Annotated in this window: 3 protein-coding genes; all 3 read left to right on the top strand. The window is 62.0% G+C overall.

Going from position 1 to position 13628, the window contains the following annotated elements; genetic code table 11:
• Positions 1–36 precede the first annotated feature (36 nt).
• The 3 genes from OH799_RS18780 to OH799_RS18770 all read left to right on the top strand — a co-directional run bounded on the left by OH799_RS18780 (position 37) and on the right by OH799_RS18770 (position 13599).
• The gene (locus tag OH799_RS18780; protein WP_406265623.1) at positions 37–2052 is read left to right on the top strand and encodes a hypothetical protein; all 2016 of its coding nucleotides are present in this window, start codon (positions 37–39) and stop codon (positions 2050–2052) included.
• Positions 1989–12173 (top strand): GNAT family N-acetyltransferase, encoded by a 10185-nt coding sequence (locus tag OH799_RS18775; RefSeq protein WP_406265620.1) that lies wholly within the window; start codon positions 1989–1991, stop codon positions 12171–12173. The genes OH799_RS18780 and OH799_RS18775 overlap by 64 nt, the downstream gene beginning before the upstream one ends.
• A 295-nt stretch (positions 12174–12468) precedes the next feature.
• Positions 12469–13599, top strand: a complete 1131-nt coding sequence (locus OH799_RS18770) for a Fic family protein (RefSeq protein ID WP_406265617.1) — start codon at positions 12469–12471, stop codon at positions 13597–13599.
• The last annotated feature ends 29 nt before the right edge of the window (positions 13600–13628 follow it).

The raw sequence follows: 13628 nt of genomic DNA, 5'->3' as shown, positions 1-13628 counted from the left end.
GGCGCCGAGGCCGCCAGATTGTTCGGGCGAGGCCTGTTGGGCGAGTTGGTCGGCTGGCAGGTTCTGCGGGAAGGGACGATTCATCTGGTCCCGTATGGCTGGGCAGGGCATGCAGTGGGCTACGCGGCCGAACACGGCGGCCTACCGGGCGTGACAGCGGTGACGTTCATGGGAACGACGGCAGGCCCGGCAACCGATCGGGGCGGTTTGGCCGGCCTGCACCTGTCGGTCGCATCCAAGCAAGGCGTGCCTCGATCGGTATCGCCCAAGCCCACCGGTGTCGATCCGAGGAAACTAGGGGCAGACAAGATCGACGGCGACCCACAACAGTTGGCGCGGATCACCGTAGGTGAACTGCCGCCTGCTGGGCAGAAACGTGGTGGTCCGGAGGCTTTGCCTGCGTCATCCGGGACGGACGAGGGATTACGGCAGGGGTCGTCGATCGATGATCGACCGATGGAGCCCGATGATGGGGTTGCCGACTATCGATCACCTGATGAGCCTCGACCCAATTCTGTTGTCCGGTCAGATGGGATTGTGTCCGAGAGCCGGGTCGAAAGCTCAACCCCCGCCGGTGCCGCTACGCCGGTTCCCGCGGTGGGTGTCGGTGCGGTACAGCGGCCGGATGCTGGTGCGGTGGATGACGGTGAGCGGACCGATGCCTCCCCCGAACGTGACCCAGACGTGCCACGTGGTCGGATGGATCCGAATTCCACTGCGAAGAGCACACATTCGAGTGAGTCGGCGGTGAACTCCTTCGCCCGCGACACGAATCACGAGGCGGCACTGCAGGTACTCGAAGATCGCGGTGCAGTCAGCGATGTCTACCGGAAGACCTATGAGGATCTGATCGCCGAACGGGCCGAGGTGGCGGCGGAGTTGGCGAGGATTGCTGGGAACAGGGACGCCGATCTGGAGACCTTGAAGTCGGAGGGATACGAACGGAAGCGGGGAGCTTCACTTCGAGGTTTGCAAGAACAAGGGGTAATCAACGGAGACCGAGGTGACACGGACCTGCGGGCGGCAAAAATTCGTTACCGCGAGGTTGCCGCTATGGTCGGTCGGCTCGAGGAATTCGGTGCGGTGTCGAAGGATGCGACGCCGTGGCGGCATGGGTTGTTGGAGAGGCATGCCCGCGCGGTGTTGTACCGGGGGGAAGCGCTGCGAGTACTGCGGGAGGCTGCCGAGGCGGCGGGCGCCGACTTGGTGGCGCTGCAGTCGGCGGCCCGGGCAGAGACCGAGTTGGAAATGCTGAAGGGACGGATTCCGGATCGCGCCTATCAAGAGCTGTTCTCGGCGCTGAGCGAATTCTCCCGCAGGTATTTTTTCCTTTTTTTGGAGAAGGAAATCGCCGCACATGACGCCGTGGTGGAAAGCCGCGTTGCCACCGTGGATCCGAGTGAATCCGGCGCCGTGCGACGAATTCAGAGCTTGTCGGCAGACCGGCCGGCAGCGACCGTGGCGTTCAATTGGGGTGAAGGGCGGGCGGTGGAGGCGGCCGCGTTGGCGTTGGGGGACAAGCTGCGGGAGTGGGGCTGGCGTGACCAGGATCGGATCGCCGCGGCGATGGAGGTGGTGCGTAACGCCGGACTCGACGCGCTGCGATTCGTAACAGACTTCCCCGCACCGGAGGAGTTGGGACAGTACATGAATTCGGAGGCGCGCTACAGAACATTCGAGAGTGCTCGCCCGGGACGGAGTCCGGAATATGTCACCGTCCGCGACTTGGTGTCATCGCCACGGGTGCAATTGACGCTGCGATTGTCGGAGGATGCCGATGTCCGATCGCTGCATGTGTCCGTCGAATGCAATCAACTCCGCCCATTGGGGCCGCTGCTCTATGAATCATTCGCCAAAACTGTGGAACTTGTGCCGCAGCACAGTGCCAACGCGGTGGGTGCGGAGGTCTACCGGTCGCTGCAGGCTGCCGCGCGGTCGGGGGTGGAGCCGCACGGGGAGTCTGGGCGCATTTCGAAGAGCCGCGCGTCGTGGACGAATCGATGTGGCGTCCCGTCGACGGCGGCCAGGAGGTGGAGCCACCGGACCATCTGACACGGGATTTCGAGGCCAAGAAACGGATAGTCGAGAAACTGTACGACGATCATCATGTCCGGTTGCTCGGATGGGACGAAGAGGATGTCCACGTGGACGCGCTGGCTTCCGCCGATCGCACATTGCGGGACCTGATCGCGGAATACGGTGGCAGGCACAACCTTCGAGAAGTGCGCTTCGTCGATGAGAATTCAATGAAAGAACGGTACGGGGAACAATTCACGGCAGTGGCGTATTTCTGCGGGTTACGTTATGGCGCGAAGAACGAGAGCTACTACGCGGTCATCGCGATCGATCGAAGAACGGTTGTCAGCCATGAATGGTCGGCGGATATATTGCAGGATTCGCACGCGGACGGCGTGTGGAGTCGATCGCCAGGGGATTCGATCTCCTCGGTCCTGCGCCACAAATTCGTCCATGTAGTGGATCAATACCGCCGTATCATAGTCGGCGACAGCATGCGAGAGGCGTTGAAAAAGGCCTTCAATGTTTATCGCAGCCGCGGGTTGATGCCGTCGGACACCGGATTCGACACTTGGTCGCGGCGACTTCCACTCGATGCCTTCGTCGACGGCGACCCGGCAGAGGGGTGGGAAAACAAGAAGGTGCTGGCGGAGGGGAGCAAGGCCGGGGCGGTGGACGTGTCGCTGCCGTTGACTGATCCGGCGCGGGTGGTGCACGCGTTGTCGCATCGACTCGACGCGGAAGAGTTCGCGAAAACCATGGCGGCTTGGGAGGAGGCGCACCGGGTCGATCGGCCGGGGGTGTCGGCTGCCGGCGAGAGCCGAGATTGGCTGCGGCGGCTGTTCGCGAAAGTGCGCGGCCCGGCGCCCGCCGCCGTGGGTGACGGGACCTACCAGCGCCCGGATGTGCCGTGGCCGCATGAGCACAACCTGTGCGGTTTGTTGACGATGCGGGACATCGGCGCTGTGACAGGCAGGGACGATCTCGACGGGTTCACCACCGGACCCAAGGGAGTGCTGGTCAGCCGCATCGAGAAAAAGATGGGCGGCCCCAAACAAGTTTTCACGGATATCGGCGAGGCCGTCGCCCAGCTGCGGGAATGGGGCGCACGGCGCGACGCGGAAAATCCGGGCAGCGGCCGGAACGTGGGCCTGCTTGTGTTCGATCCGACGTACACGGGACAGGGCGGGGATCTCGGCCACACGTACTGGCTGGTCCGTCGGGTGGGCGCGGCAGGAACCGTGCGGATCGAGCAGCGCGACCCGGGCAAGGGCGTGCTTCAACCCAATTTTGTGCCCCCCCGGGGGTCGGCCGGTCATCCGATGTTCGGCACGTTTCTCGACTCCAACGGTGAGCGGGTGGAAGTCGCCGACGCCGACGGCGTCGTGCGGACCAGCGACCGCGACTTCTCTGTTGGCGCGTCCGGCAAGGATCGGCCGACGGAGCCCGACGATGCGGACCGCGTGCGGTCCGGACCCGAGACGGGCGTCGCTGTTGAGCATCCTGGAGATTTCGTTGTCACCCTCCCGAACGGGTGCAGGTTGCAGTGTCGCGTCGAAGGTCCGGAAGACGGGGCGCCGATATTCCAACTTCACGGATCGCCCGGCAGTCGCGTAGACACTGCCCCAGCGGAGCTGCTCGATCGACTGAAGGTGCGTCTGATCACGTATGACAGACCGGGTTATGGCGGCTCGGACCCGCAGGAGGGTCTCGATGTTGCCTCAGGCGCAACGCACATCCGAGCGATCGCCGACCATCTCGGCATCGATAGGTTCGCCGTCGTCGGCCGATCAGGCGGGTCCGCCTATGCGGCGGCAGCGGCTGCTGGATTGCCTGATCGGGTTACGCGGGTCGCGCTTCTCGTCCCCAACGCGCCTGCTGTCCTGATGGGGGACAAGTACGACGTGGGCACTACTCAGCAAGCCGACAAGGGTAAGCGGCTCGACGAGGTGAGAGCGAATCGACGCGAAGACTTCTACAAAAATCCTACCGATCCGATGACGATTATCGGTATTCCTCGTGATCAACTCGGCGAGATAGACAGGGAGATTGTCGAAAAATATTCGGAGGACCTCTGTCGAAATTACGCTGAAGGTCTGAGGGAGGGTACTGCGGGCTGGGACGGGGATATGAATAGAAAGAATAGGGACTGGGGGTTTGAATTCAGTGACATAAACTGTGAAGTTATCGTCTGGACTGCCAGCGGGGACGGGTTTACGCCGCCAGCGTATGCTGAGAGGATCGCCGGGCAGTTTTCGCCTGGACAAGGGCGACTCTATATGGTTCCAGGCGAAGAAGTCGGCCATTTAGGTGGGATGGATATCAAGCCCGGCGTGTATGCGTGGCTTTCCCGTCAGGATAATTTGACGCGTTTCCCTTCCAGCCCGCCCCCCGGCCCTCCCGGGACACCTATTCTCACCACGCTCGACCAGTGGACAGAGCTCGCCGATTCCCGTGATACCGGTAGCCGATCCGGCCTGGCGGCGCACCAAACCGGGACTGTGGCGCGGCGTGAGGGTGAGGACGACCCGGTCTTCCTCCGGATACGGGGTCAAGTGTTCGGCCCAGAGGCGGACCCTGCTGCGCGGGCAGCCTGGTTGCGCGAGCTCATGGAAATGAATCATCGGGGTGAGGAGACTGTGCGGCAATGGCTGGCAGAGTTGGGAGTCGACCCTGCCGACATCGCTGAAGAACTCGACACGCCGGTACCGCATCCGCATGCCTACAACCTCATCGAGAACTGGGCGCACAATGTTCGTCGCTTTCTCGTCGTGGATCCCGAGCAGATGGACGAACTCATCGGCGCGCAGGGCGGAACGTGGCGTGCGGTAGAAAGCGGAGAGTCGGATCTGACCATCGGTCAGGTGCGCACTTTGCTGCGACGCATTCCCGGTGCCCGTGAGCTCTATTCGTCCCTCAGTGACCGCTTCTTCCCAGATCTCGAGACGTCTCCACACATGGTCGGCTCGAGTTTGCAGGCGATCAGGGAACGTGCGGGCCTCCAGCAGGAGCAGGTCGCGGTGCGGCTGGGTGTACAGCCCGCGACGATTGGTAGGCGCGAAGCAATGCCTCAACTCCTGTCTTCGCGGGAGGAGTGGGACGCGCATCTGCGGGCGTTGGCGTCTCTGCTGCCTTCGCGACACGCATGGAAGGCGCGTATATCGGCGTCGAGTTCGTTGGTTAGAGTCGACGAAGGCGTTCCCCTCGGAGCCTGTCTTGCGACCTTCCGCTTCGATGCCGAACTCAGCCTGCAGCATATTGCCGAAAAGACGAATATGGCGCCGGCGACGATCAATAGGATCGAGACCGGAGTACTAGAGCCTTCCCAGGAAATGGTAGAGGCGTATCTTCTTGCGTTGACTCCTCGTGTACCACGGTATCCCGAGGGATACCGGAATATCGGAGAGTATCTCGAGTACCTCCGGCAGGAATCCGGTGCCACGCTCGAGCAGGCGGCCGCGGTCGCCGGGATGACCAGTGCCATGATGCGCGGCCACGAGTTGGGAAGCGTTATACCGTCCACAGCAACAGTGGGTGCTTATCTCGATGCGTACTCGGACGGCAGTGTGAGCGTCGCCGAGTGCGTCGAATCGTTTCCTGATCTGCAGATCGCAACATCCCGCCCTACCACCGAAAGCAACAGCGAGAGCTCGGATCGTCCGACCGGCGCGGCCACGGAGGATGAGCGTCACACGGAGGACCTCCGTCCTGCGTCAAAGACACCGTCGTCGCCGCCCGTGTCGTCGGCTGTGGTGCCGGACATCGGCTCAGCAGCTGAGCATCATGTTCGGCTCCACACAACGGCTCGAGTCTCCGACACCGACGATCTCGTGCGGGCCGTCGTCGCCGATGCCGACAAGTTGCGTCTCGCTCACAGGCTTGTGGGACGAATACTTCACCGGTATGACGACGTGGTCGAGGTGACGCCCGACGGTGACCGGAGTCGTGTGCGGGCGTTTGCCTTCCGTGAATTCGAGCGGGCTCCCGACAGGACAGTGGTAGGCGGCCGGCGACCGTCGGTAACCGAGGCTGTCATCCAACTCAGTAGGCCGACCCCCGACGGCGACTGGACCGCCGAGGTTGTCGAGGTCTCGTCCCGACGAGACCCGGCACTGCGGAAGCTGGCGCGCTTGCCGGAAGCGTCACCCAATGCTGACGTCGCCCAGCAGAAGATCCGACGTGTCGCACCCACCGTAGCCGGGACATTTCGCCCCTTGGGCTTGGGGGTCACGGAAATCTCCGTTGTCACGGAAGTCTCCGTCGATGGCCGGATCTCCGGCGACTCCCTTATTGTGGGGTTCGATGACGGCTCCTCCGCCCGGTTCGCCGTCCGTGTCAATCCGGTCAGCCCTCGTCTCGCGGTGACCTCTATGGATGGTCGGCTTACCGAGTCTGTGCCGATCTGGGCGCCCCGAGCCGCTGCGCCGCACACGGTCGAGGTCGCCGTCACGAGGGCGCTGGGAGTTGCACTGGGTCGGGTCGTGAGCCGGGATCGCGGATACCCGGAGATATCGCCGTCGGACCCGCGGTATATCCGAGACACGGAGGGCAAGCTGGTAGCCACCAAGGCGGCTCGCTTGGACGCAATGGAGTTGCTTCAGGCCGAGCAGCTACTGGCGATGAAGACTCTGCCGGGTTGGCAGCGGCGGCATCTGTTCGAACTCCGTCGTGAGGTCCTCGACCGGCTTCAGATCGCCACCGGCCCGTCCCACGCGTGGCGCGAACGTCGCGACGCGCTGTATGAGATGGAACCGGTCCTCGAGCATGTGATGCGGTGGCACGGGAGCAGGCTGAAGAGGCGGAAACCGCTCATACTGGACTCCCGCGGTCCCGGGCTCGCCGTACAGACTTCGCTGGCCTTCGTCGCCAGCGCGTCGAACCTTCCGGCTGCCGTGCTCACCGATGATGAAGGTCAACAGGTGCGCTATTACGGCGGCGCGGTCACCGGCTCCTGGGGCAAGGCCGTCAACCGTTTTTTTGTCGACCGGAAGCTTGCGCAGGAGTCGGCGGACACCGCTCCTCCATATCTGGTTTATCGCGACCGCTCCGGCGAGTATCTCTTCGCCCATATCAGTGGGGCGGTAGTGGATGTGGGGGTCCGAGTGGGAGCCGACATCGTCCTCAGCGGCGTCGGCGCCCCGACCAATCCGGCGCTGCTCACCGAGATCGCCATAAGGCGACTTGTGGGAGGTGTTGGGAACGGGATAAGCGCTGCCCTCACCCAGCCCGAGTTCAACGCCCCCGTGGATTTGGCTTCTCAGGCTCTGGCAGTAGCCAGGCGTGGCGAGGCGGTCGATGAATTCGTTAAGTTACAGAAAAGATCCTTGCTGCTGCACCGGGGTCTGCTCGAGCTCCTCGATGCGGAGACCGTGGCGTTTGCTGATGAGGAGTTGGCGGACGTCGCGGAACTCCTCCGCGTCTATCAGACCGCATCCCGCATGGTGGGAGACCTGAACGATCGCCTCGGGCTGGACCCTGCCGCGCTACGCACCAAGGCAGCACCACTGCGTGCGCCCAGTACGTCGCGACTCCTCGTGACCCAAGTATCACCAGCGGCGATCGCGACGGCGGTGGCCGGAGGGGCCGCAGCATTGGCCGGCCAAGGCAATCTGGCCGCGTTGGGGCTGCGACCAGTGTCCGACCGGGTTTTCGAGGCCCTGCTCCGGGCTCATAACGAGCGGGAAAAGGCCCGGGAACGAATCGGTCGGGCGCGGGGCAATAATGCCTACCTCACTAAGAGAGCAGACGATGCAACCCTGGAAGCTCGATCTCGACTCGGTGAACTGCTTGATGTTGAGCCGAATCTACCGGACCCACTACCCGCCGCGAAACGAAAGCTCGCCAGCCCCCTCCCGGGTTTGAAGAGCGGGGCGGCCACTTCGATACTATCGTCGCCTTTTTCCGCCGTAGGTTACCTGGTTCCAGGCCTGGAGCCTTTGGCGTTCGGTCTGCTGCTCTCCGGCGTTGCCTCTCCCATCTCAAACCAGCTGTACATACATGCCCAAAACATCTACGAGCACTTCGGGTCGGTCAAATCCGAAAAGATCGACGAAAAAATAGCCCTGAAGAAAAGCCCGACCAGTCTGGCCGAGTTCGAGTCCGAAGTGAAAAAGCTCCTCGCCGATACGTTGGAGCTGGGTCGACGCATCCTCGAAGCCTTCGATGAAACGGGGCTTCCGGTCATGCGTGGGGACGTGTCACCCGTTTCAGTGTTCAGGGAGCTGCACAAGGTGCGGGAGGAAAAATTAGCGATTCTGCGGGAGCTGCTCAATCGCATTGAGTCCGAGCTGAATGCGCTGGAGTCGAACTCGACATTTGTGCCGCCCGCGCTCAATCTCCTTGCGGCAGAGCTGAATGCGCTGGAGTCGAACTCGATAATTGTGTTGGAGCGGTTCAAGCTGATTGCGGCCGAAAGAAATACGCCGGAACTGTTCGACTCCTTCATCGCATCGATCACTCCAGGGCTCGAAAAAACCGAGCCCGAGGTACGCGCACGGAAGGTCGCGGACGCGTTCCTCCACTGGCATGAATCCGATGTCAAGGCGATCGCCAAGCTTGAGATGGTGGATCGCTATATCGCCGAGCATGTGTCGCCCGAGCTGCAATTGACAGCGTTGTTTCCGGATAGCGACCAACGAACGCCACTCAACTTCGAGTACGTCGAGTTTGCGCGAACAGTGGTGGGTCTGCCGTTCGTGAGCGCTACACCGGATGCGAAGCAGATCGAGGACGTCACTGGCCGATTCGCCGCCGTGGCAGTCCTCGCTGCCGCGCGTAACGGGGTGTACGAGCCCGATCCCGCGAAAACCGGAATGCTCCGGCTCGAGGTCGGGGCAATGGGGAAGCTGCTGAGTGCCGCGGCGAAGCTGATCGAACGGGATATCGAGCGGCTCGCGCACGACTCGAATCTGGAGGACCTCTTAACCGACACGCGTCCTCCGGGCAATGCGACCGTGATGGACCGCGGGAACCGCGTGGTGAAACGGCAACTCCTCATCGCGAGGCAGTTGCTGCGTACTGCGCTGGGGGAACCCCGGTTCCGCGAACAATACATCGATCGCATCTCTCAATGGCTAGCCGAGACCCAGAAGCCAATTGTTGAGGATGCCAAGGGCGCGCGCGAAACTGCTGGCCACTGGGCCATGATGCCATGGCGTAGGCACGGCGGGCCTCGATGGGAGGTTCCGCCCTCGATAACGTCCGACTCGGCCCACGACGTCCGGGCACCGCAGCCGTCGAGCGAGACAGCACAAAGTGACAGTGGTCGTGTCCACACAACCCTGCCGCGTGCCGTTGCCCCCGCCGAGCAATATCCCGCGCCGCCACCGCATCGGGAGGTGGCGGATGCGGTGACCACCGGTCCGGACGCGGCGAGGCAGCTGTCGTCTGTGCGGCCGGATACCGGTGGTGTTCCGGAGCCGGAATCGGTTCCGGTGGTCGGCGACGGTAGAACTGGCGGCGAAAGCAGTGCTGGCGCATCGGCCGCTCGAGTCGAGTCGAGCCCGCCAAGCGGTGACCTGCCCGAGCTGGCCGCAGCCCGTGGTTTCGGTACAAGCAGTGCCACCGACCTCCGGCGGCCTCTACGTATCGGGACCTGGAATGTCGCCGGACTTCAGACGATCCGGTCGCACGGCATGTGGGATTACAACCCGCGGGACATCGAGTACTTCGCCGAAGTGCTCAAAAGTGTGCACCCGATGCCCGATGTCCTCCTTTTTCAGGAAGGGCAGGTAGGTCGCGTTTTCTACGAGGGGCAGCCAGGTCTGGCCAAATCGGACCTACGAGATCTGGCCAAGGCACTCGGCTACCCGTACATACACGAGACCGTAATATCCAGGTCACATATGTCGGGTGACAATGACTTGTCTATGGCGATCATGAGCATGTTGCCGTTCGAGCAAACATGGGCGCGAAGGATTCCGGATCCCGACCTTATCCTCACATTGAGTGGCAAGCCGGTAAAACCGCTTCCCCGGTATATGCAGGGCGCCAAGATTTCCGGTATCACCGTCGTCAATGCGTTTCCGATACCGCTCGGTGTCCTCGGACACAGTTACGAGGCGGGCGGAGGCATGCGGCACGCCGCGGAGGTCGCGCAGACGCTGAAACTGATGATCGAAGGGCCTGCCGCGATCGGCGGTGATATCAATACCCCCCGCCCTGATGTGGTGTACAAAGAGCACTTCGACGACATGGGCCTGAGGCCAGTGTTGGAACCTGATACGAAGACTGTGCCCGGGTGGGACGGTTCACCTGACCAGGTGTACTTCACACGCGAATTCATCACGGTAGACAGCCTTGTCGTACCCACTAATACAGACCATCACCTGGTGTTGGCCGATCTCGCCGTCGCAGACCAGGGTGTGCTGGAATCCCTCAGCCGAGCACGACAGCTGACCGCCGGTCCCTCCCGTGATGCGCGAAGTGGCCGCAATCGGCTGGCGGCTGATGAAGTGCGTCTACTGGACCGTAGCCAATGGGAGGTGAACAGGGATTGGATGAAGAAGTCCGTCGGGCAGGATCCGCTCGACTTCAGCTCCACCCCGGAGTGGGTGGCAAGCCGGACCGAGCAGGACTTCCGAAACGACTTCGATGACCTGGAGACTTTCGTCGCGTTCCACGAAGGCCAGCCCATCGGGCGAGTTCGGCTGGTCTATAAAGAAGATCCGCAGGTGCTGGAGCAGGTACTGCAGTTGGTAGCGGTGCGGGTCGATCCAGTGGCTCGTGGCACGGGCACTGGAGATCGAATGATACATACGGCCTTGAAGTTCGCCCGTGACCGTGGCTATCGCGCCGTCAATCTCTGGGTACGCGAGAACAACGAGCACGCCATAAACCTATATCTGCGGACAGGATTCCGGCCCACCGGCAAGTCACAAGCCCACAGGGTGGTAGGCACCCTACGAGACATCGAGATGCAGTACGACCTCCACCTGGGCGCTGAATTCGACGCCGCCCGCTGGCCCATAGCAGCTGGTTTCGGCAGTACCAGTGCCGCCGATTTCCCGCGGCTGAGTGATGAAATCGGTCAGGGAACTCGGCGAATTGAAGGCCTCGACGACCACGCTCGAAGATTGGTGGAGACGAATCGCTTTCAGCACCACGAGTTTTCACAACAACAGATTTATGACCTCAGGTACCAGCAGGGTGATTACGACAATCGCTCTGCGGTGCATGTTTTGACTAGTGAGATGTCGGCCGTCCGCGGAGCGGTGGAGCGCGCGATGAAATCAAATCCGCATGCCGATGTCATCTCGTTGTTCGACTTCGGCTATGGGACAGGGAGAGTCACCAAGGATTTCGCATTGAGCCATCCAACCTTACCCGGTGATCGAAAGGATCTGCTAGTCCTCGCATACGATGTTTCGGGGGTCGGATTGGCCAATTCGGCGTCCATGTTAAGGGATCTTCACGGGTTCCAAGGATCATTTTCGTTGAGAAAGGCGCAAACCTACGGCTACGTCATGGGGGACCTGAGTCGGATCATCAACGGTGTGAACACTAGATTTCGTTTTATTCACGGGCACGAAAGCGATCCACTAGAATCGGTCCAACGGCTGATAATTGACGCCAACGATGGAAAAAAAGTAACCGTCACCTCCTCGTGGTACGGCTCCGTGAGCCATACCCCCGGAGTCCTGGCACGATCACGCCTCTTCGAGACCCTTGGTTCTCTCACCCATCCCCGGGGGGAAATGGTCATATCGGTTTCGTCCACCGGAGACTTGGTCGAAGACAGACAGTACTGGCTGGATAAACTGATGAACGGTGATGTCGCCGGCTACCCAATCGAGGTACCAGGAGACACGATTTATGAAACTGAGATATCCGGTCTGGTCAACTTCTACCACGTGTTCGACACCGACTTGGACGAAAGCATGAAGCTCACGCTCACCGACCGGAATCAACATTATTGGATAGAAGGGATAAGGTTTCCAGATCCGGAATTCGAGACTGTTGAGGCCGAACAGGAAAACTATCGAAAAGTGGTTGAATTCAACAACCAGAAGGCAGGAGAGCTGTGGACACCTGCCGATTATGCCCGGCTTCACACAGTGGCAGGCTTCCGGAGCGGAAGCGTACAGGGTCGCGCGGAACCGGTGGGATCCGAAGAGATGCGTTCGGGTTCGATGAGCCCGGAGGTCGGCGGGCAGTGACTCGGCTCACCGATGTCGAGCAGGCTGCGGAAAGGTAAGCTCTCGAGCTACCGGCTGGTCCTGCGCTGATCTTCTTGCTGGGCGAGTGGGATGCATTCACCGCCAGCGTGCATCGATGGCGAGTTCAACCGCCCGGCATAGCGCGCGCCCGCGGAACTGGCCCGGTATACAAGTAGCCCCGGTCAGAACACATGGAACCGGGTGCAACGAGGCTGGGGAGCCGTCAAATCCGGAGTGTCGATCGCGACATCCATCGGTGCGTAGATAATATACGCATCTGTGTATGATGGTGATCATGCTGTATGAGGTGCCGGAGCTGGAGGACGTCGACCAAGACGTCCTCGTGCAGCTGGACGCCATCCGGCAGGACCTGCGGCATCAGGTCGCCGAGCCGCGGCGGTGGACCGGTCTGCTGCGGCGCAGTCTTATTGCGGCCGCGATTCGCGGGTCCAATTCCATCGAGGGATATCAGGTCACCCAGGATGACGCCGAGGCGGCGCTGCAGGGGGCGGAGCCGATGGATGCCGATCCGGACACCTGGGCCGAAATCATCGGTTATCGCGATGCGCTGACCTATGTGCAGCAGCTCGGTTCGAACGAGCAGTTTCAGTGGCAGCACATGCTTTTCAGCGCGCTGCACTTCATGTTGCTACGGCACCGGATGCTGATCGGCCCGGGCCGGTACCGTCCCGGCGGGATTTATGTCACCGACTCCACGACAGGTACGGCCGTGTATCGGGGTCCCGATGCCGATGCGGTGCCGGACCTCATGCGGGAGCTGTGCGACTGGCTCGACAACGGAGACCTCGACGCCCACTTCTACATACGTGCCGCGATGGCGCATCTGAATCTCGTCAGTATCCACCCCTGGCGAGACGGCAACGGGCGGATGTCACGGTGTGTCCACACGTTGGTACTGGCCCGCAGTGGAGTACTCGCGCCGGAGTTCTCCTCCATCGAGGAGTGGCTCGGCGCGGGGCGTAACACCTATGACTATTACGATGCACTGAAAACGGTGCAGCACGGTGAGTTCCGTCCGCACGGCGACACACTGTCGTGGGTGCGGTTCTGTCTGCGAGCGCATCACCTGCAGACGCAGCTGGTGCAGCGCAGACTCGATGATGCCGCCCGTCTGTGGCTCGTGGTGGACGAACTCGCGTCGGCAATGGGTTTGCCCGAACGGACGGTGACTGTGCTGTTCGAAGCCGCGAAAGGTGGGCGAGTGCGCCGCACCGGCTACCAGCGCGACGAACGGCTGAGCCTAGACCAGGCGGCGCGTGACCTGCGCGAGCTGTTGCGAGCCGGATTGGTGGAGCAGCGCGGCGAAACCCGTGGACGGTATTACGTCGCGTCGGAGATGTTGCGGCAGCGCACCGAACAGGTCCGGCCGACAGTCGACCCACTGCGCGATCCCTATCATCGGTAATGAACGCTCCGCCGCTAGCCTAGGCCCAC

Source organism: Nocardia sp. NBC_00881 (genome assembly GCF_045207455.1).
GTDB lineage: Bacteria > Actinomycetota > Actinomycetes > Mycobacteriales > Mycobacteriaceae > Nocardia.
Note: the sequence above shows the minus strand (reverse complement) of the source record. Positions and strands in the feature narration are given on the sequence as shown.